The 19,448-nt window shown below is 66.1% G+C and carries 18 protein-coding genes; 14 read left to right on the top strand and 4 right to left on the bottom strand.

The features are described from left to right. Positions 1 to 3: 3 nt before the first annotated feature. Positions 4 to 1,113, bottom strand: coding sequence for a regulator (locus OKW28_RS27655; RefSeq protein ID WP_429450400.1), 1,110 nt, complete (start codon positions 1,111 to 1,113; stop codon positions 4 to 6). Between the two features lie 306 nt (positions 1,114 to 1,419). Between OKW28_RS27655 and OKW28_RS27650 the strand changes: the two genes are divergently transcribed. The 9 genes from OKW28_RS27650 (at position 1,420) to ftsB (ending at position 12,633) form a co-directional block, all read left to right on the top strand. Next, the gene (locus OKW28_RS27650) at positions 1,420 to 2,673 is read left to right on the top strand and encodes a lipoprotein-releasing ABC transporter permease subunit (RefSeq protein WP_429450398.1); all 1,254 of its coding nucleotides are present in this window, start codon (positions 1,420 to 1,422) and stop codon (positions 2,671 to 2,673) included. A 31-nt stretch (positions 2,674 to 2,704) separates the two neighbouring features. Next, positions 2,705 to 3,421, top strand: a complete 717-nt coding sequence (lolD, locus tag OKW28_RS27645) for a lipoprotein-releasing ABC transporter ATP-binding protein LolD (RefSeq protein ID WP_429450397.1) — start codon at positions 2,705 to 2,707, stop codon at positions 3,419 to 3,421. Between the two features lie 44 nt (positions 3,422 to 3,465). After that, on the top strand, positions 3,466 to 4,254 hold the full coding sequence (locus OKW28_RS27640; RefSeq protein WP_429450396.1) for a TatD family hydrolase: 789 nt from the start codon (positions 3,466 to 3,468) through the stop codon (positions 4,252 to 4,254). A gap of 115 nt (positions 4,255 to 4,369) precedes the next feature. Continuing rightward, entirely contained in the window at positions 4,370 to 7,006 is a 2,637-nt protein-coding gene (locus OKW28_RS27635) for a DNA internalization-related competence protein ComEC/Rec2 (protein WP_429450395.1), read from the top strand. Positions 7,007 to 7,122: 116 nt separating this feature from the next. Next, positions 7,123 to 7,926, top strand: coding sequence for an alpha/beta fold hydrolase (locus tag OKW28_RS27630; protein ID WP_429450394.1), 804 nt, complete (start codon positions 7,123 to 7,125; stop codon positions 7,924 to 7,926). A gap of 143 nt (positions 7,927 to 8,069) precedes the next feature. After that, positions 8,070 to 9,731: a CTP synthase gene (locus OKW28_RS27625; RefSeq protein WP_184022401.1), complete on the top strand. Its 1,662-nt coding sequence runs from the start codon at positions 8,070 to 8,072 to the stop codon at positions 9,729 to 9,731. Further along, positions 9,728 to 10,582: a 3-deoxy-8-phosphooctulonate synthase gene (gene kdsA, locus OKW28_RS27620; protein ID WP_429450393.1), complete on the top strand. Its 855-nt coding sequence runs from the start codon at positions 9,728 to 9,730 to the stop codon at positions 10,580 to 10,582. The genes OKW28_RS27625 and kdsA overlap by 4 nt, the downstream gene beginning before the upstream one ends. A 215-nt stretch (positions 10,583 to 10,797) precedes the next feature. Continuing rightward, positions 10,798 to 12,081: a phosphopyruvate hydratase gene (eno, locus tag OKW28_RS27615; protein WP_429450391.1), complete on the top strand. Its 1,284-nt coding sequence runs from the start codon at positions 10,798 to 10,800 to the stop codon at positions 12,079 to 12,081. Positions 12,082 to 12,195: 114 nt separating this feature from the next. After that, positions 12,196 to 12,633: a cell division protein FtsB gene (gene ftsB / locus OKW28_RS27610; RefSeq protein ID WP_090800763.1), complete on the top strand. Its 438-nt coding sequence runs from the start codon at positions 12,196 to 12,198 to the stop codon at positions 12,631 to 12,633. A 95-nt stretch (positions 12,634 to 12,728) separates the two neighbouring features. Here ftsB and OKW28_RS27605 read toward each other — a convergent pair whose 3' ends face one another. The 3 genes from OKW28_RS27605 to OKW28_RS27595 form a co-directional block, all read right to left on the bottom strand. Further along, the gene (locus tag OKW28_RS27605; protein ID WP_429450389.1) at positions 12,729 to 13,091 is read right to left on the bottom strand and encodes a hypothetical protein; all 363 of its coding nucleotides are present in this window, start codon (positions 13,089 to 13,091) and stop codon (positions 12,729 to 12,731) included. 198 nt (positions 13,092 to 13,289) lie between these two features. After that, positions 13,290 to 14,240: an Hsp33 family molecular chaperone HslO gene (gene hslO, locus OKW28_RS27600; RefSeq protein WP_429450388.1), complete on the bottom strand. Its 951-nt coding sequence runs from the start codon at positions 14,238 to 14,240 to the stop codon at positions 13,290 to 13,292. A 63-nt stretch (positions 14,241 to 14,303) separates the two neighbouring features. Further along, positions 14,304 to 14,828, bottom strand: a complete 525-nt coding sequence (locus tag OKW28_RS27595) for a gamma carbonic anhydrase family protein (protein WP_429450386.1) — start codon at positions 14,826 to 14,828, stop codon at positions 14,304 to 14,306. Positions 14,829 to 15,107: 279 nt separating this feature from the next. Between OKW28_RS27595 and OKW28_RS27590 the strand changes: the two genes are divergently transcribed. The 5 genes from OKW28_RS27590 (at position 15,108) to OKW28_RS27570 (ending at position 19,444) form a co-directional block, all read left to right on the top strand. Beyond that, entirely contained in the window at positions 15,108 to 16,013 is a 906-nt protein-coding gene (locus tag OKW28_RS27590) for a ferritin-like domain-containing protein (protein ID WP_429454471.1), read from the top strand. Positions 16,014 to 16,082: 69 nt separating this feature from the next. Then, the gene (locus OKW28_RS27585) at positions 16,083 to 16,967 is read left to right on the top strand and encodes an alpha/beta fold hydrolase (protein ID WP_429450384.1); all 885 of its coding nucleotides are present in this window, start codon (positions 16,083 to 16,085) and stop codon (positions 16,965 to 16,967) included. A 178-nt stretch (positions 16,968 to 17,145) separates the two neighbouring features. Further along, positions 17,146 to 17,976, top strand: a complete 831-nt coding sequence (locus tag OKW28_RS27580; protein WP_429450383.1) for a 3',5'-nucleoside bisphosphate phosphatase — start codon at positions 17,146 to 17,148, stop codon at positions 17,974 to 17,976. A 113-nt stretch (positions 17,977 to 18,089) separates the two neighbouring features. Then, positions 18,090 to 18,725 carry an L-threonylcarbamoyladenylate synthase gene (locus OKW28_RS27575; protein WP_429450382.1) on the top strand — a complete coding sequence of 212 codons (636 nt, stop codon included), beginning with the start codon at positions 18,090 to 18,092 and terminating at the stop codon, positions 18,723 to 18,725. A 56-nt stretch (positions 18,726 to 18,781) separates the two neighbouring features. Beyond that, a complete protein-coding gene (locus OKW28_RS27570) occupies positions 18,782 to 19,444 on the top strand; it encodes a site-2 protease family protein (RefSeq protein WP_429450381.1) in 663 nt (220 codons plus the stop codon). The last annotated feature ends 4 nt before the right edge of the window (positions 19,445 to 19,448 follow it).

Here is a 19,448-nt window from a genome sequence, read left to right as displayed (position 1 = left end):
GGATCATTCGATGAAAAGCGAGGCCAGCACGCGCCGCCGCCAGAATTTGTGCAGATCGCCGCGCGTGACCGTCAGCGTCACCGAGCCGGTGTCGCCGCACAGCGTGAGGCCGAGCTCGGCGAGTTCGCCCGACTGCAGTGCCGCGAGCGCGGGCGCGAACCAGTCGGTCTGCAGCGCGGCGAATGCCTGGTTCCAGCGCGCCCAGTCCTGTTCGATGTAGGGCGCGGAGAAGGGGTCGAGTTCGACGAGCGTTGCGCCGCTGCCGTAGGTGGTACCGCGCAGCGCCGCGGCCAGTTCGCGATACGACGCCGGCGGCGCGCCTGTCGCGACCCCCGCGCTGAGCGCGAGACCGCGCGTTGCGGCGGCATCGGACAGTACCTGCGCGAACGGACTGCGCACGCTCCGCGCGGCGCCTTGCGCGTGAAACCAGATCGAGTTGACGGCCGGCAGCCCGCGCGCCTCCCGCGCTTCGTTGACCGGATGCTCGAACCACGCCATCTGCACTTCGTTCTGCAGCTTCATCCACGCGCGAGAGCGTTCGCCGGAATGCGCTTCGTGCGGCAACCAGATCTCGATGTTGCGGCCGCTCGCGCGCAACGGCGACGCGCCCGCGAGCGAACCGAAAGCGTCGCTCGACAGATACCAGCGGATTGGCTTGGGCGCCTCGATGCGCACGCCGAGTTCCTCGATCAGCGGACGCGCAAGCGCGAGCAGCGTGCTCGCTTCGTCGTCCGACAGATTGAGCGACGCCGGGTCGATCAGCACCAGGTGGTCGTGCGCAATGTGCACGTGTACCGGCTGCACGCAGGCCCACGTCGCGCTGCCGGGTTCGCCGCCGTCGGCGCGCAGCATGTAGGGCGCGAGCGGGGCTTCGTCGGCGGCGGCCGAGGCGCCGTCGGGCAGCGCGCCGAATTGTCGCGCGACCCAGCGCTCGTGCGGCAGCGTGCGCTGAAAATCCTCGCCGATCACGCGCTCGATGAGCGTCGCGCGCGCGATCAGCCGGTCGAGAGCGGGACACTGGATGTCGTGAAGCGCGGTGGAGGCGTTGGCCGCGGCGGGCAGCGCGAAGGGCAGCAGAAGATGGAGGCGGTCGGCAGGCATGATGCTGCGCATTGTAGGGCAAACGGTGCGAGTATTTCGACGAAGCGCGGCCGGTTTGTCGATGGCGCCGCCAAGGCACGTCCTTTGCGCGAGCCGGCGGCATTGTGTGGCAAACTTCGCGCTTGATCGCCGGACCCGGCAGGGTGGCGCACCGCGGCGCCGCGCCTCTATGCGCCGGCAGAACCGCACCGCGGCCGGGCGAGCGAGGAACGATCCGCGCCGCCGCGAGCCCAACGATCACGACGTTCGGGCCGCACGGCGGACGCTCGATGTCCGCCGGTCCCGACATACAGTCGAAGAACGCACAAGAGGATTCGCTTGAAATTTCCCTACGAATGGCAGATTGGCTGGCGCTACACACGCGCCGGCAAACGCACGACCGGTAACGGCTTCATTTCGTTCATCGCGCTGGTGTCGATGTCGGGCATCGCGCTTGGCGTCGCGGCGCTGATCGTCGTGTTGTCGGTGATGAACGGCTTTCAGAAAGAGGTGCGCGACCGCATGCTGTCGGTGCTCGCGCACGTCGAGATCTTTTCGCCGACCGGTTCGATGCCCGACTGGCAGCTGACCGCGAAGGAGGCGCGACAGAACAGGCAGGTGATCGGCGCGGCGCCCTACGTCGAGGCCCAGGCGCTGCTGACGCGTCAGGACGCGGTGAGCGGCGTCGCGTTGCGTGGCATCGAGCCGACGCTCGAGCCTGAAGTGTCCGATATCGGCAAGGAAATGAAGGGCGGCAAGCTGGCCGACCTCGTGCCGGGCGACTTCGGCATCGTGCTCGGCGCCGATCTCGCGGCCAATCTCGGGGTGCAGCTGAACGACAAGATCACGCTCGTCGCGCCCGAAGGCACGATCACGCCGGCCGGCATGCTGCCGCGCCTGAAGCAGTTCACGGTGGTCGGCATCTTCGAGTCGGGCCATTACGAATACGACAGCACGCTCGCGCTGATCAACATCAAGGACGCACAGGCGCTGTTCCGGCTGCCCGCGCCGACCGGCGTGCGGCTGCGCCTCACGGACATGCAGCGCGCGCCGGAAGTCGCGCATCAGCTCGCGCGCACGCTGTCGGGCGATCTGTACATCCGCGACTGGACCCAGCAGAACAAGACCTGGTTCTCGGCGGTGCAGATCGAGAAGCGCATGATGTTCATCATCCTGACGCTGATCATTGCGGTGGCCGCGTTCAATCTGGTGTCGTCGCTGGTGATGACGGTGACCAACAAGCAGGCCGATATCGCGATCCTGCGCACGCTCGGCGCGCAACCCGGCTCGATCATGAAGATCTTCGTCGTGCAGGGCGTGACGATCGGCTTCATCGGCACGGCGACCGGCGTCGCGCTCGGCTGCCTGATCGCGTGGAGCATTCCGTGGCTCGTGCCGATGATCGAGCATCTGCTCGGCGTGCAATTCCTGCCGCCGTCGGTGTACTTCATCAGCGAGCTGCCGTCCGAGCTGGTTCCGGCGGACGTCGCGCGCATCGGCATCATCGCGTTCGTGCTGTCGGCGCTCGCGACGCTCTATCCGAGCTGGCGCGGCGCGAAGGTCCGTCCGGCGGAGGCGCTGCGCTATGAATGACCGCCTCGTCCATCCCTCAACCGATTCATCCATGACCGCTCAGGACTCCGCGTCGCATCCGTTCGTGCTCGAAGCCACCGGCATTTCCAAATCGTTCGTCCAGGGCGGCCTGAACGTGCAGGTGCTCAACAATGCGCAACTCGCCGTGCGGCGCGGCGAGAAGCTCGCGATCGTCGGCGCGTCGGGCTCCGGCAAGAGCACGCTGCTGCACGTGCTCGGCGGTCTCGACGATCCGAGCGCGGGCCACGTGTCGGTGCTCGGCAAGCCGTTCACGAAGCTCTCCGAGCGCGAGCGCAACGACCTGCGCAATCGCGCGCTCGGTTTCGTGTATCAGTTTCACCATCTGTTGCCCGAGTTTTCCGCGCTCGATAACGTCGCGATGCCGCTGCGGATTCGTCGCGAGACGACCGAAGTCGCGCGCCGCGAGGCCATGGCGGTGCTGGAGCGCGTCGGCATGGGGCATCGCGCGAAGCATCGGCCGGGCGAGCTGTCGGGCGGCGAGCGTCAGCGTGTCGCGATCGCGCGTGCGCTCGTCACGAAGCCCGCCTGCGTGCTCGCCGACGAGCCGACCGGTAACCTTGACGGCGGCACCGCCGACACGGTCTTCAACCTGATGCTCGAACTGTCGCGCACGCTCGAGACGAGCTTCGTGATCGTCACGCACGACCCGGAGCTGGCGGGCCGCTGTGATCGCATCATGCGGTTGCGCGACGGCGTGCTGCACGAAGAGCCGCCGGTGCCGGTCTGAGTGCGGGCCGCCTTCGGTCCGTCCTCTTGCCAGCGAGATAACCCATGTGGATCGACACGCACTGCCATCTCGACGCTTCGGAGTTCGACGCCGACCGTGATGCGGTTGCGGCGTCCGCGCGCCATGCGGGGGTGTCGCGCATCGTGATTCCGGCGATCGGGCGACAGAACTTCGCGGCGGTGCGCGCGCTCGCGCATCGCATCGACGGCGGCGCGTACGCGCTCGGCATTCATCCGCTGTTCACGCCGCACGCCGTCGATGCCGACCTCGACCTGTTGCGCATGGAGATCGAGGCGAGTCTCGACGATCCGCGCTTCGTCGGCATCGGCGAGATCGGGCTCGACTATTTCGTCGACGGCCTCGACGATGCGCGCCAGCAGTTTTTCTACAACGGCCAGTTGCAGCTCGCGCGCGAATTCGATTTGCCGGTCATCTGCCATGTGCGCAAATCGCAGGATCAGGTGATCAAAGGGCTGCGCCGGCATCAGATTCATCGCGGCATCGCGCACGCGTTCAATGGCAGTTTCCAGCAGGCGCAGGCATACATCGATCAGGGCATGCATCTTGGGTTCGGCGGCAACCTGACGTTCGAGCGCGCCCGGCAGATCCGGCGACTCGCCGAACAGCTGCCGTTCGATGCGCTGGTCGTCGAGACCGACGCGCCGGATATCGCGCCGTCGTGGATGTACAGGCAGCGCAATTCACCCGAGCAGATTCCGGCGATCGGCGCGAGCCTCGCGCGATTGCGCGGTGTCACTTCCGACGCAGCCGCCCTTGGCACAACGGCTAACGCGCTCGCCGCGCTGCCGCGACTCGCGCTTTCCTCTGCATAATCGATTCCGTTGATCGAAAGGGTTCGCGTCGGGCGATCCCCACGCCCGGCGGGCTCGCTGCTGCCCGTTCGCTGGCGCGGTGACGAGGCCCGGCGCCAGCGGATACGGAGGGCGGATGCGGGCGGTCTGGTGTGGATTTGCGTTGGGGGTGGTCTGGCTGCAGCGACAGGCCGTGTTGCCGGATACAGGCGGATGGTGCGCGTTGATACTGCTCGGCTGCACGGCGGCCGGCGTTGCGGTGTGGGGTTTGCGTGGCGGCGGAGCGGCTGCGGCGGGTGTGACAGGTGCGGCCGGTGCGGCGCTCCAGCGCGAACACGAGCGGGGCTTCTCGCACCGGCTCGCTAGCCGCGTATGGCGCGACGCTCGCATGCGGCGGGTGGCCGGTTGGGGTGCGGTGTGGTGCGCGGCGATCTGCGTCGGCTTCGGCTACGCGGCCGTGCGCGCGCAAACGCGGCTCGCGGTGAGCCTGCCGCACGAGTGGGAAGGGCGCGATATCGAGGTGGTCGGCACGATCAAGGGATTGCCGACGCGTGACGACAAAGGCGCGCGCTTCCTGTTCGACGTCGATACGAACGGTGCGCGGCTCGCCGCTTTTCCGCGCGTGATCCAGCTAGCCTGGATCGCGCGCGACGCCGCGGCGCCTCGGCTCGAACCGGGCGAACGCTGGCGTCTGACCGTGCGCCTGAAGCGCCCGCACGGCAACGCGAATTTCGGCGTGCGCGATGCAGAGGCAAGTCTGCTCGCGCGCAACGTCCGCGCGACCGGCTACGTGAGCGTGCCGGACCATGCGCGGCGCCTGACCGGTCACGCGCGCGGGCTCGCCGTGCTGGTCGACCGCTGGCGCGCCGGGTTGCGTGCGCGTATCGACACGGTGCTTGCCGATGCGCCGCATCGCGGCATCGTCGTCGCGCTCGCGATCGGCGCGCAGGACGAAGTGAGCCCCGCCGACTGGCAATTGATGCGCGGCACCGGCACGAGTCATCTGGTGGCGATTTCGGGCTTGCATATCGGCTTGGTCGCGGGGCTGACCGGCTGGCTCGCGGCGGCAATCTGGCGACGTTCGGGGTGGCTCGGCCGCAACTGGCCGCTGCGCTTGCCCGCGCAGCTCGTCGGCGTGACGGCGGGTGCGATGTTCGCCGCACTGCATGCCGCGCTCGCGGGCTTCAACGTGCCAGCGCAACGCGCGCTGTGGATGGCCGCGCTCGTCGCGCTGGCGTTCGTCGGCGGCCGGCAGCTAGCGCGCTCCACGGTGCTCGCGTGGGCGCTCGGGCTCGTGCTGCTGGTCGATCCGTGGGCGGTCGTGTCGGCCGGATTCTGGCTGTCGTTTTGCGCAGTCGGCGCGATCCTGTTCGCGATGTCGGGGCGGCCGCGCGTGCGGGTTCCACCGGCGTCCCGTCATCATGAAGACGAGGAGGGCAGCGCGGCGCGTCCCGTATCGATCCGGCGTCTGCGCGTGCTCGCCGAACGGTTGCGCAGCGCCGCTCACGCGCAGTTCGCGGTGACGGTCGCGCTGGCGCCGCTGACCGCCTACTGGTTCGCGCAAATTCCGCTCGTCGGTCCGCTCGCGAACGCGTTCGCGATTCCCTGGGTGAGCCTGCTCGTCACGCCGACGGTGCTCGCGGGCGTCGCATTGCCCGCGCCGCTCGATGCGTTCGCGTGGCGCGCCGCGCACACGCTGCTCGATGGTCTCGCGGCCGGCCTGCAACTGGCGTCGGGACCGCGCTGGACGCTGTGGTGGCTGCCGCAGCCGCATGCGTGGGCGCTGGCCGCGGCGGCGCTCGGTGTGCTGTGGTGTCTCGCGCCGCGCGGCTGGCCACTGCGCTGGGCGGCGCCGCTGTCGTGGCTGCCGCTGCTGATGCCCAGCGCAAGCGGCGCACTCGCCGAGCCATCAGGCGCGTTCCGTCTGACCGCGCTCGATGTCGGGCAGGGCTCGTCGGTGCTCGTGCAGACCGCGCATCACGCGTTGCTGTTCGATGCGGGTCCCGGTCCGGAATCGAGCCACGCTGGCGAGCGCGTGGTGGTGCCGTTCCTGCGGGCGCAAGGCGTGACGACGCTCGATACGCTGATGATCAGTCACGCCGATTCGGATCATGCGGGCGGCGCCCCTGCCGTTTTTGATGCGATCGAGGTGCGTCAGCTGGTGGCTGCTCTGGAGCCGGACAATCCGCTGTGGCCGAAGGCAAAACAGCATGGCACGCAGACGCTGCCGTGCGTGGCGGGGCAGCGCTGGCAGTGGGATGGTGTTGAGTTTGCCGTGCTGTGGCCTGACGTCGGGGCACTCACGGGCAAGGCGAACGAGCATTGCTGCGTGTTGAGGGTCAGCACGTTGCCGCCCACCAACGCAAGCCAGGCGGCGTTCGTCGGTGCGAACGCGCCGCGTTTCACGGCCCTGCTGACCGCCGACATCGAAGCACCGACCGAACGCGCGCTGCTCGCGCGCGATCCCGCTATGCTGCGCGCGCAAGTGTTGATGGTGCCGCATCATGGCAGCAAAACGTCGTCGACCGAGCCGTTCCTCGACTCTATCGATCCGTCCATCGCGTTATTTCAGGTAGGCTACGAGAATCGCTTTCATCATCCGAACGCGGGCGTGTTCGCGCGCTACGCGGCGCGTCATATCGAACTCGGGCGCAGCGATCGCGATGGCGCCGTGAGGGTCGACGTCGATCCGGGCGCGCGCGGTGAGGAGGGCGCCGCGCTCACGCTCGAGCGCTATCGGGACACGCAGCGCCGCTACTGGATGGAGCCCTGAGCGCGTCGCGGCCCGATGCGCGCAACAGCGCAGACAACAGGCGCAAGCAGCGGTATAAGCAGCGGCACAGGCAAAGCACCGCCCACGCGTAAAAAACACAACGGAGATCGCCGCAGTTGAAAAACATCATCCATTTCTCGCATGCGAACGGCTTTCCGGCCTCGACTTACCGGACGATCTTCGCCGAGCTCTCCGACGACTACGACGTGCGCTCGATCGAGCGGATCGGCCATGATCCGCGCTTTCCGGTCACGCAGGACTGGCCCCATCTGGTCGAGCAACTGCTTGACGACATCGTCCGCAAGTACGAGCAGCCGGTGTGGCTCGTCGGGCATTCGCTCGGCGGTTATCTGTCGCTGATGGCGGCGCTGAAAAAGCCGCAGTGGGTGAGGGGCGTCGTGATGCTCGACTCGCCGGTTATCGCCGGCTGGCGCAGCAGCATGCTGCGCGTGTCGCAATGGACCGGGCTCGACGAGCGGCTGTCGCCCGCCGCCGCGACGCGCAAGCGGCGCAAGCAATGGACGAGCCGTGACGAAGCATGGCGGCACTTCCATTCGAAGCCCGCGTTCGCGCGCTGGGACGAGCGCATGCTGTCCGACTACATCGACTTCGGCATTCCGCAGAGTTCGCCCGACGGCACCCGGGTGCTCGCATTCGATCGTCGCACCGAATACCAGATCTACCGGACGCTGCCGCATACGCTCGGCGCGCGGCTCGCGCGCGGCGCGCCGGTGCCGGTCGGGTTCATCGCCGGGACACGCTCGAAGGAAATCCGCCAGGCCGGGCTCGACGCGACGCGACGCGCGACCGGCGGGCACATCGAGTGGATCGAGGGCAGCCATCTGTATCCGATGGAAAAGCCGATCGAAACCGCGCGCGCGGTGCAACGCATGCTGCGTGAGCTGGAGCGAACCGCCTGACGTGCTGCGCGCACGAAGCGGGGCCCCAAACCGCTGCGCCGGCTGCCACGCGAGGCGGCCTCGGCACGCGTGGGTCGGCCGTTTTTTGCTGGGTCGGGACCATCCTTTACGGTATAATCCGTTTTTCCCGCGAGCATCCAGCGATGACCAAATATGTTTTCGTCACCGGCGGCGTAGTATCTTCCCTCGGCAAGGGTATTGCCGCCGCTTCCCTCGCCGCGATCCTCGAATCGCGCGGTCTTAAAGTCACCCTCCTCAAACTCGATCCCTACATCAACGTCGACCCCGGCACGATGAGCCCGTTTCAGCACGGCGAAGTGTTCGTGACCGAAGACGGAGCGGAAACCGACCTCGACCTCGGCCACTACGAGCGCTTCATCAGCACGAAGATGCGCAAGGCCAACAACTTCACCACGGGCCAGATCTACGAGTCGGTAATCCGCAAGGAACGCCGCGGCGATTATCTCGGCAAGACCGTGCAGGTCATCCCGCACATCACGAACGAAATCCAGGCATTCGTCGAGCGCGGCGCAGCGTCTGCGACGTGTGGCGAGCCGGATGTCGCGATCGTCGAAGTGGGTGGCACGGTGGGTGACATCGAATCGCTGCCGTTCCTCGAAGCCGCGCGCCAGATGAGCCTGCGCCTCGGCCGCAACAGCGCGTGCTTCGTGCACCTGACGCTGGTGCCCTGGGTCGCCACGGCCGGCGAACTCAAAACCAAGCCCACCCAGCACAGCGTGCAGAAGCTGCGCGAAATCGGCATTTCGCCGCACGTGCTGCTGTGCCGTGCCGACCGCCGCATTCCGGACGACGAGCGCGCGAAGATCTCGCTGTTCTCGAACGTGCCCGAAGACGCGGTGATTTCCGTGTGGGACGCGGACAGCATCTATAAGATTCCGCAGATGCTGCACGACCAGGGTCTCGACGCGATCATCTGCGAAGAGCTGAAGCTCACGCCGAAGGCGGCGGACCTCTCCATGTGGTCGGACCTCGTCGAGAAGCTGCAGAACCCGAAGCACGAAGTGACGATCGGCATGGTCGGCAAGTATGTCGATCTGACCGAGTCGTACAAGTCGCTGATCGAAGCGCTGCGTCATGCGTCGATGCATACGTCGACGCGCGTGAACATCGAGTACATCGACTCCGAAGAAATCGAAACGCAAGGCGTCGGGAGCCTCAAGCATCTCGACGCGGTGCTCGTGCCGGGCGGCTTCGGCCGTCGCGGCACCGAAGGCAAGATCGCCGCGATCCGTTATGCGCGCGAAGCGAAGGTGCCGTATCTCGGCATCTGCCTCGGCATGCAGCTCGCCGTGATCGAATTCGCCCGCGACGTCGTCGGCCTGAAGGACGCGAACAGCACCGAATTCGATCAGGAAACGAAGAACCGCGTGGTCGCGCTGATCACCGAATGGTACGACCGCGAAGGCCGCGTCGAGAAGCGTACCGAAGAGTCGGATCTCGGCGGCACGATGCGCCTCGGCTCGCAGCGCTGTCCGATCAAGCCCGGCACGCTCGCCGAAGAGATCTACGGCACCGATGTGAACGAACGCCATCGTCACCGTTATGAGGTGAATAACCGCTTCGTGCCCCAGCTCGAAGGCGGTGGCCTCATCATTAGCGCCCGTACCCCGAGCGAGGATTTGCCGGAAATGATGGAGCTGCCGCGCAGCATGCACCCGTGGTTCGTCGGCGTCCAGTTCCACCCTGAATTCACGTCTACGCCGCGTGACGGTCATCCGCTGTTCAAGTCGTTCGTCGAAGCGGCGCTCGCGCATCAGCAGTCGAGGGTCGAGGAGAAAGCATGAAACTGGGCGATTTCGACGTCGGGCTCGACAAGCCGTTTTTCCTGATCGCCGGTACCTGTGTCGTCGAATCCGAACAGATGACGATCGACACGGCCGGCCGCCTGAAGGAAATCTGCGCGAAGCTGGACATTGCGTTCATCTACAAATCGTCGTACGACAAGGCCAATCGCAGCAGCGGCAAGTCGTTTCGCGGTCTGGGCATGGACGAAGGTCTGCGCATCCTGTCGGAAGTGAAGCGCCAGCTCGGTCTGCCGGTGCTGACCGACGTGCACGCCGAACACGAGATCGAGCAGGTGGCGTCGGTCGTCGACGTGCTGCAAACGCCCGCGTTCCTGTGTCGTCAGACCGACTTCATCCACGCGTGCGCGCGCTCGGGCAAGCCGGTCAACATCAAGAAGGGCCAATTTCTCGCGCCGCACGACATGAAGAACGTGATCGACAAGGCGCGCGACGCCGCGCGTGAAGCGGGTCTGTCCGAAGACCGCTTCATGGCGTGCGAGCGCGGCGTGTCGTTCGGCTATAACAACCTTGTGTCGGACATGCGTTCGCTCGCGATCATGCGCGAGACCAACGCGCCGGTCGTGTTCGACGCGACGCATTCGGTGCAGTTGCCGGGCGGTCAGGGCACGAGCTCGGGCGGCCAGCGCGAATTCGTGCCGGTGCTCGCGCGCGCCGCGGTCGCGGTCGGCGTCGCTGGTCTGTTCATGGAAACGCACCCGAATCCGGCGCAAGCGAAGTCGGACGGGCCGAACGCGGTGCCGCTCAATCGCATGGCCGACCTGCTCGAGACGCTCGTCACGCTCGACCGGGCCGTCAAGCGCGGGTCGTTCCTCGAAAGCGATTTCAACTGATTCAGGTGTGCGCCGCGTGTCACGATTGCCCTCGATAATCGACCCGCGGCGTTTTCGCATAACGGTCGTCGAACGTATCGGCGCGCGAGCTGTCTGTCGGGGAGACCGACAGGTGCTTTGCATGGGACCGGAGTAGGCGCTAAAGCGCCAACTCCGGTTCGACAGCGCGATGCAAGGTCACAGTAAAGAATTCAACGTCATCCTTTGAGGAAACCATGAGTGCTATCGTAGACATCATCGGTCGAGAGATTCTCGATTCGCGAGGCAACCCCACCGTCGAATGCGACGTGCTGCTCGAGTCGGGCACGATGGGGCGCGCGGCCGTGCCGTCGGGCGCGTCGACCGGCTCGCGCGAAGCGATCGAACTGCGCGACGGCGAAGCCGGCCGCTACGGCGGCAAGGGTGTGCTGAAGGCCGTCGAGCACATCAACACGGAAATCTCCGAAGCGATCATGGGTCTCGACGCTTCCGAGCAGGCGTTCCTCGACAAGACGCTGCTCGAGCTCGACGGCACCGACAACAAGTCGCGCCTCGGCGCGAACGCGATGCTGGCCGTGTCGATGGCCGTCGCGAAGGCCGCGGCTGAGGAGGCCGGTCTGCCGCTGTACCGCTACTTCGGCGGCTCGGGCGCCATGCAACTGCCGGTGCCGATGATGAACATCGTCAACGGCGGCGCGCACGCGAACAACAGCCTGGACATCCAGGAATTCATGATCGTGCCGGTCAGCCAGCCGAGCTTCCGCGAAGCACTGCGCTGCGGCGCCGAAGTGTTCCACGCGCTGAAGAAGATCCTGTCGGATCGCGGCATGAGCACGGCAGTCGGCGACGAAGGCGGCTTCGCGCCGAACTTCGGCAGCAACGAGGAATGCCTGTCCACCATTTTGCAAGCCATCGAGAAAGCAGGCTATCGCGCCGGTGAAGACGTACTGCTCGCGCTCGACTGCGCGGCCAGCGAGTTCTACCACGACGGCAAATACCAGCTCGCGGGCGAAGGCCTGCAACTGTCGTCGACGGAATTTGCGGACTACCTCGCGAACCTCGCCGACAAGTTCCCGATCGTGTCGATCGAAGACGGCATGCACGAAGGCGACTGGGAAGGCTGGAAGACGCTGACCGACAAGCTCGGCGACAAGATCCAGCTGGTCGGCGACGATCTGTTCGTGACGAACACGCGCATCCTGAAGGAAGGCATCGAGAAGGGCATCGCGAACTCGATCCTGATCAAGATCAACCAGATCGGAACGCTGACGGAAACCTTCGCGGCGATTGAAATGGCCAAGCGCGCGGGCTACACGGCGGTGATTTCGCACCGTTCGGGCGAAACTGAAGACTCGACGATCGCGGACATCGCCGTCGGTCTGAACGCCGGCCAGATCAAGACAGGTTCGCTGTCGCGTTCCGACCGCATCTCGAAGTACAACCAGCTGCTGCGTATCGAGGAAGATCTCGGCGATATCGCGAGCTACCCGGGCAAGTCGGCCTTCTACAATCTGCGCTAAGCGGTCTTCGCCAGATTGTTCACGCCGATCGATGAGCCGGTTATCCTTCGTTTTTGATTGACCTCGCCGCCCTGCGTATAGCGCAGGGCGGCGCGTATTTATTGTGCTTACTTCATGCGGCTTGTCACTGCTGTCCTGATCGTTCTGCTGGCGTTGATCCAGTACCCGCTCTGGTGGGGGCACGGCGGCTGGCTGCGCGTGCATGAGTTGCAGGGACAACTCGCGCAGCAACTGCAGAAGAATGCCGACGCGAAGCTGCGCAACGAGCGCATCCAGGGCGAAGTGCAGGACCTGCAGAATGGCACGGCCGCGGTCGAAGAGCGGGCGCGCTACGAAATGGGCATGGTCAAGGACGGCGAAGTGTTCGTGCAGTTCGTGTCGCCGAACCAGCCGTTGCCGTTGGCGAATACGCCGTCGGCGAACACCTCGACGCGCGGTGAGGTGTCGGCCGCGCCGCTGCATGTGGTGCCGAATCCGGAGTCGCGCGCGAAGCCGGATCGCAAGCATGGCGGGAAGGCAGCGGCTGCGAAGGAGAAGAAGCCGGTGCACTGAGGTTCGATATTTCGCATCGGCCTCGCAGGAAGGCGCAAAAAAAGCGCGGTTCATCTTGAACCGCGCTTTTTTGTTTTTATGCTGCCGTGTTCGCCCTACCAGCCCCAATACGGCCCGAACCCGACGCCAATCCCGGTTCCCCAGCCACGTCCCCAGCCGCCGCTCGAGAAGCCCGCGGAAAACCTCACGGGCGGCGAACGCGAGTAATAGCGCGACCAGGCTTGCGCGGCGGCGTCCGCGGCCATCGTCTGATTCTGTTCGAACATGACCTGTTGCTCGATCGCGTCATAGCGCGCGCGTTCCTCCGGTGTCAGCGTCTGCGTATGACTGATGGCTTCGGCCTGATCGGGCGGCAGACGACTCAGAATCGGCGCTGGGCCAGGCGGATCAATCGAGCAGCCGGCCAGCACCGCGCTGCCCGCGAGGACGGCAAGGATCAACGAAAGCGTGTGCTTCATGGTCGAATCTCCATCGGTCCGAGGCTCGAGCAAGCGTCTTCCAACGTGCAGCGCCGCATCCTTCCAAACTATCAACGCCGCGCTCAAAAGCAACGCGCCGCCCGAGCCGTGACGAGGCATGGGGCGGCGCGGTCAGGACTTGCGTTGAAGAGCACGATCAGTTCACGGGCACGTACTCCGCTTCGGCGAAAGCGCGGTCTAGTGCCGCTGCGCGGCCGCCGGCGTCACACCTTGTGAGAGTCCGCCGGCCACGAAAAGTTGCGCGACGTCGACCGGGTCGAACTCGTAGCGCTGATTACAAAACTCGCAGTGAATCTCGACGTGGCCGCGTTCCTCGATCACGCTGTCGACTTCATCGCGGCCAAGCATCTTCAGCATCGCGCCGACTTTTTCGCGCGAGCACGTGCATTCGAAGCGCGCGGTAACCGGCTCGAAATGCTGGACGTTTTCCTGCCAGAACAGGCGTCGGAACACCGTCTCAGGTTCTTCCTTCAGCAGCTCGTCGTGCGACAGCGTGCCGCCGAGCGTGCACACGCGTTCCCACGTATCCGCGTCGAGCTCGCCCGGATGTGGGACGATGCCGCCGTCGCCCGGCAGTTTCTGCAGCAGCATGCCGACCGCGCGCTCGGTGTTCGCCGCGAGCCACATGCGCGTGTCGAGCTGCTCGGAGTGATGCATATAGTGCTCGAGCACCTCGGCAATCGACTTCAGCGCTCCGTTCACGCCTGACAGCGGCACGATACTCTGGTACGGCTGCTGGCCGGGCCGCTTGTCGGTCGGGTCGAGCGTGATCACGCAGCGGCCGTGGCCGCTCGCGTTCACCAGATCGATGAGCGAGGTCGTGTCGTCGATCGTATGGGGGGCTTCGCCGGACAGCTTCGCGGTGGCGCGCATCGTCAGGTTCGAGCTGCACTGCACGACCAGCATCTTGACCGGGCCATCGCCGAAAATCTGCATGACGAGCGTGCCGTCGAACTTCAGGTTCGCCGACAGCAGCGCGCACGCGGCCATCATTTCGCCCAGAATCGTTCGCACGGGCGCCGGATAATCGCGGCGCGTCAGCACGTCCTGCCAGGTATTGCGCAGGGAAACGATCTCGCCGCGCACCGGCGCCGCGCTGAACATGAATTTTTGCAACTGGTCGCTCACAACTTTTCCTCGCTGGAATGACGCGGCATGACGCCGCGCCTTTGCGCACCGCGCGCCGGCCGTCTAGCCGATGCGTACGAGCTGCGCCTTGAAATACTCGCGGCGCCCGGCATAGCTTGCCGCGCCGCGCTGCATGTTGGCGATATCCGCTTCCGTCAGTTCGCGCACCGCCTTCGCGGGCGCGCCGAGGATCAGCGTATTGTCGGCAAACACCTTGCCCTCGGTGACGATGGCGCCCGCTCCGACCAGACAGTTGCGGCCGATCACCGCGCCATTCAAGACCACCGCCTGAATTCCGATCAACGCGCCTTCCTTGATCGTGCAGCCGTGCAGCATCGCCTGATGGCCGATCGTCACGTTCGACTCGACCGTCAGCGGATAGCCGGGGTCGGTGTGCAGCACCGCGCTTTCCTGCACGTTGCTGCCGGCGCCGATCGTGATCGGCTCGTTGTCGCCGCGCAGTGTCGCGCCGAACCACACGCTCGCGTTCTCCTCGAGCGTTACGTTGCCGATGATGTTCGCCGAATCCGCGACGAACACGCTTTCATGGATGATCGGGGCGGCTTCGCCCAGCTTGTAAATCGTCACAATGTCTCCTTGTTGGTCAGAGCCGGGCCTTCGGTGACTCCGATCCTGTGCACGATGATGGTCTGCTCGGTTGCCACGCATGGGCGGGGCGGCGCGCAGCCGGCGCGGTGCGAGGTTGGCGGTCTTGCGTCGCCAACTGACGGGCGTGCCCGAAAGCACGCCGGTTGGTCGAATCGGGTATTGTAAACGGTTGTGTGCTTGAGCCGCTTGGCCGCTCGCGCGCGGCTCAGCCGCCGTCTGTCCGCCGTCTTTACCGCTTCCAACGCCGATCCGTTTGTCATGACGTCCGCCGCTTCGCCCGTTTCTGTCGCTTCTCCCGCATCGAATTCTCACGACGAGCCGCCGTGCGCGCGCCGCGCCGCGCTCGCGGCGTTGCGCGAGCGGGATCCGGCCGCGAAGGCCGCGGCGGCCCGCGAGCTGTACGCTGCGGTACTCGATGGTCGCGCGCTCTGTGACTCCGGCCTCGATCTCGCCGAGCCCGCTGGCCTGCCGGGCCGCCCCGAACGGCCCGAACTGGTCGAACCGCGCCAACTCGGTCGACGCAGCATGCAGTCGCCGCAGGGCCGCGCGGTGCTGCTCCACGCGCTCGCGCACATCGAGTTCAATGCGATCAATCTGGCGCTCGACGCCGTCTGGCGTTTCCCCGGCATGCCCGCCGGGTTCTATACCGACTGGCTCAAAGTCGCCGCCGAAGAGGCGTATCACTACTCGCTGCTCGCCGCGCGTCTCGCCGAATATGGCCACGCGTACGGCGACTTCCCGGCGCACGGCGGCCTATGGGACATGTGCGAGCGCACCCGTGGCGACGTGCTCGCGCGCATGGCGCTCGTGCCGCGTACGCTCGAAGCGCGCGGCCTCGACGCGTCGCCGCCGATCCGCGCGCGTCTGCAGCAGGCCGGCGATCACGCGTCGGCGGCGATTCTCGACGTGATCCTGCGCGATGAAATCGGCCACGTGCTGATCGGCAACCGCTGGTTCCGTCACCTGTGCGACGCGGACGGCCTCGATCCGCACCACACCTATCCGCGTCTCGCCGACCAGTATCACGCGCCGAAACTGCGTGGCCCGTTCAATTTCGAAGCGCGCCGCGACGCTGGTTTCGACGATGCCGAACTCGCCGCGCTCGCGAGTCAGGATGCGCAGCAAGCCATGCTGGCAACGGACGACCCAGCATCGCGTCAATAAACCGTTACCACTTCTTGCGCCGCTGTTCCTATAATCGAACGACCATTCTTTTTTACGGGTGCGCCGTTCATGAATACATCCCGCTCTGAGTTCGCTGCCGCGCGCGGCGTCCGGCTGCACGTGCGGCGCTGGGGCCATCCCGATGCGCGGATACTGTTCATCCTGCACGGCTGGATGGACGTCGGCGCGTCGTTCCAGTTCGTCGTCGATGCGCTCGGTGGCGACTGGCAGGTGATCGCGCCCGACATGCGCGGCTTCGGTCTGTCCGACTGGCCGGTCGCCGAGCGCGGCGGCGGCAGCTACTGGGTGCAGGACTATCTCGGCGATCTCGACGCGCTGATCGACCACTACGCGCCCGACGGCCAGGTCAACCTCGTCGGTCACAGCTTGGGCGCGAACGTCGTGTGCCTGTATGCGGGCGTGCGGCCGCAGCGGGTACGGCGCGTGGTCGATCTGGAAGGCTTCGGGCTCGCGCCATCGCATCCGGCGCAGGCGCCGAAGCGCCTGCTCAATTGGCTCGACGAATTGCGCGATCCACCGCAGCTCAAGCGCTACGCGTCGCTCGACGAGGTCGCCGCTCGCCTGATCAACACCAATCCGCGCCTCGATCCGCGGCGTGCGCAGTTTCTCGCGCAGCACTGGTCGAAGCCGGATGGCGAAGGGCGCTTCATGCTGCTCGCCGATCCGGCGCACAAGGTCCGCGGCCCGACGCTGTATCGCCTCGACGAGGTGATGGCGGTGTGGCGTAAGGTCAGCGCGAAGGTGCTGCACGTCGAGGCCGCCGGCTCGCCGACGCTCGCGCAGATCGCCGGCGACATTCCGGTCGCCGAATTCAAGGCGCGTTTCCAGGCGTTTCCCGATTGGCGCGAGAAGATCATCGACGGCGCGGGGCACATGGTGCATCACGACCAGCCGGAGCAGATCGCCGCGTTGATCGAGGGGTTCTGCGCCTGACACCGCGCCTGAAGCTACGTTTGAAACGGCGCTCGTGGGTCGCCCGGAGGTCGCGGGATCGCCGCTGACTGGTCTTGACCTCGCGGCACGCCGGCAACCGGCACTGGCGTCGCGAGATACCCCTGCGGCCCCTTACTGCATTGCAGTAAAATGACCGCAGAACCCTTCCAGGACCACGATGAACGCCGATCTTCACTGCCACTCCACCGTTTCCGACGGCCAGTTCGCGCCGGCCGACGTCGCGCGCCGCGCGCACGCTAACGGCGTGACGCTGTGGGCGCTCACCGATCACGACGAAGTGGGCGGCCAGCACGAGGCGCGCACCGCGGCCGAGGCTCTCGGCATGGATTACCTGAGCGGCGTCGAGATTTCGGTCACGTGGGCGGGGCGCACCGTGCACATCGTCGGACTCGGCATCGATCCGGGCAGCCAGATCCTGATCGACGGTCTCGCCCGCACGCGCGACGGCCGCGCCGCGCGCGCCGAAGCAATCGGCGAGCAACTGGCCACGCTCGGCATTCCAGACGCATACGAGGGCGCGCTGCATTACGTGTCGAATCCCGACATGATGTCGCGCACGCATTTCGCGCGCTTCCTGGTCGAGCACGGCCACTGCGCAAACACCCAGGAAGTGTTCGACCGCTATCTCGGCGACGGCAAGCCGGCTTACGTCACGCACCGCTGGGCCAAGCTCGCCGACGCACTCGGCTGGATCCAGGCCGCGGGCGGCGTCGCGATCGTCGCGCATCCCGGTCGTTACGCGTATTCGCAACTCGAATTCGACGCGTTCTTTGGCGAATTCATCGACCTCGGCGGCGAGGCGATCGAGGTCGTGACCGGCAGCCACACGCCCGACCAGTACCGCGAATATGCGGACGTCGCGCGTCGCTATGGCTTCGAGGCCTCGCGTGGTTCCGACTTCCATGCGCCTGGGGAAGGCCGCATCGAACTCGGTGCACTGCCGCCGCTACCCGCCGATCTGAAGCCCGTTTGGGAACGCTGGCTGTGACCGCGCGCCGTGCCGGAGCGGCACGGCGCGCGCGCGGGCCGGCTGGATAGGGCACGCGCTCTGCTCGCCGCAGCCCATCCGCCGCAGTTCGTCTGCCGCCATCGTGAGTCTCCATGTCCCAATACTTTCGGCTTCACCCCGACAATCCGCAACCGCGTCTCGTCAAGCAGGCCGTGCAGATCATCAACGGCGGCGGCGTGGTCGCCTTGCCGACCGATTCGACCTACGCGCTCGCCTGCCGTCTCGACGACAAGGATGCGGTCGAACGCCTGCGGCGCATCCGCGGACTCGACGAAAAACAACTACTGTCGCTGCTCGTGCGTGATCTGTCGGAGCTCGCCAATTTTGCTATGGTGGACAACTGGCAGTACAGGCTGCTTAAGTCGGTGACCCCGGGTCCGTACGTGTTCGTGTTGCAGGCCACCAAGGAAGTGCCGCGGCGCGTGTCACATCCGTCGCGCAAGACGATCGGCCTGCGTGTGCCGGATCACGCGATCACGCTCGCGATTCTCGAGGAGCTCGGCCAGCCGCTGCTCGGCTCGACACTGATCATGCCCGGCGAAACCGAGCCGCTGAACGACCCCGAGGAAATCCGCGCGCGGCTCGAAAAGCAGCTCGATCTGGTGATCGACGGCGGCGCGTGCGTGTGCGAGCCGTCCACCGTAATCGATCTGAGCGGCTCGGAGCCGGTGCTGGTGCGGGCAGGGCGCGGCCCGCTCGAGCCGTTCGGTCTCGAGGAAACGGCGTGAGCGTCGTGAGCGAAAGCGGACAGACACGCGCGAGCGCATTGTTACAATAGCGAGCTATGGATTCTTCCCTGATACAGACAATTGCGGTGTACGCGCTGCCGGTGATCTTCGCGATTACGCTGCACGAGGCTGCGCACGGCTACGTCGCGCGCTGGCTCGGCGACAACACCGCGTACGTGCTCGGCCGCGTGTCGCTGAACCCGATGCGGCACATCGATCCGCTCGGCACGATCGCCATTCCGCTGCTGCTGTACTTCGCGACGAGCGGCGCGTTCATGTTCGGCTATGCGAAGCCGGTGCCGGTCGCGTTCGGCAATCTGCGCAACCCGCGCTGGGGCAGCCTATGGGTCGCGGCGGCCGGGCCCGTGTGCAATTTCATCCAGGCGCTGTTCTGGGGCGTGTTCGGCGTTGCGCTCGCGGTGTTCAATGTCAACGAACCGTTTTTCACGCGCATGGCGGGCGCGGGCGTCGGCGTCAATCTCGTGCTCGGCGTGCTGAACCTGTTTCCGCTGCCGCCGCTCGATGGCGGCCGCGTGGTGATGGCCCTGTTGCCGCCGAAGCAATCGATCGCGTTGTCGCGGCTCGAGCCGTACGGCTTTTTCATCGTGATGGCGCTGGTGATGACGGGTACGCTCACGCGTTTCTGGTTGAGGCCACTCGTGACGCTAGGCTATAGCGCGATCACCGCAATTCTGACTCCACTTGTTTCGCTTTTCTAAATAA

The sequence above is a fragment of the Paraburkholderia sp. 40 genome (genome assembly GCF_050434105.1).
Classification (GTDB): Bacteria; Pseudomonadota; Gammaproteobacteria; order Burkholderiales; family Burkholderiaceae; genus Paraburkholderia; species Paraburkholderia tuberum.
The sequence above is the reverse complement of the archived record's forward strand: the minus strand, read 5'-3'. Positions and strand labels throughout refer to the sequence as shown.

What these genes read in the sequence shown, in the direction of transcription:
- OKW28_RS27635 (WP_429450395.1), top strand. Translation starts at nt 4,370, where the DNA reads ATGCGGGCGGTCTGGTGTGGATTTGCGTTGGGGGTGGTCTGGCTGCAG.
- kdsA (WP_429450393.1), top strand. Translation starts at nt 9,728, where the DNA reads ATGAAACTGGGCGATTTCGACGTCGGGCTCGACAAGCCGTTTTTCCTG.
- OKW28_RS27585 (WP_429450384.1), top strand. Translation starts at nt 16,083, where the DNA reads ATGAATACATCCCGCTCTGAGTTCGCTGCCGCGCGCGGCGTCCGGCTG.
- lolD (WP_429450397.1), top strand. Translation starts at nt 2,705, where the DNA reads ATGACCGCTCAGGACTCCGCGTCGCATCCGTTCGTGCTCGAAGCCACC.
- OKW28_RS27625 (WP_184022401.1), top strand. Translation starts at nt 8,070, where the DNA reads ATGACCAAATATGTTTTCGTCACCGGCGGCGTAGTATCTTCCCTCGGC.
- OKW28_RS27640 (WP_429450396.1), top strand. Translation starts at nt 3,466, where the DNA reads ATGTGGATCGACACGCACTGCCATCTCGACGCTTCGGAGTTCGACGCC.
- OKW28_RS27580 (WP_429450383.1), top strand. Translation starts at nt 17,146, where the DNA reads ATGAACGCCGATCTTCACTGCCACTCCACCGTTTCCGACGGCCAGTTC.
- OKW28_RS27575 (WP_429450382.1), top strand. Translation starts at nt 18,090, where the DNA reads ATGTCCCAATACTTTCGGCTTCACCCCGACAATCCGCAACCGCGTCTC.
- OKW28_RS27590 (WP_429454471.1), top strand. Translation starts at nt 15,108, where the DNA reads ATGACGTCCGCCGCTTCGCCCGTTTCTGTCGCTTCTCCCGCATCGAAT.
- OKW28_RS27570 (WP_429450381.1), top strand. Translation starts at nt 18,782, where the DNA reads ATGGATTCTTCCCTGATACAGACAATTGCGGTGTACGCGCTGCCGGTG.
- ftsB (WP_090800763.1), top strand. Translation starts at nt 12,196, where the DNA reads ATGCGGCTTGTCACTGCTGTCCTGATCGTTCTGCTGGCGTTGATCCAG.
- OKW28_RS27655 (WP_429450400.1), bottom strand. Translation starts at nt 1,113, where the DNA reads ATGCGCAGCATCATGCCTGCCGACCGCCTCCATCTTCTGCTGCCCTTC.
- eno (WP_429450391.1), top strand. Translation starts at nt 10,798, where the DNA reads ATGAGTGCTATCGTAGACATCATCGGTCGAGAGATTCTCGATTCGCGA.
- OKW28_RS27605 (WP_429450389.1), bottom strand. Translation starts at nt 13,091, where the DNA reads ATGAAGCACACGCTTTCGTTGATCCTTGCCGTCCTCGCGGGCAGCGCG.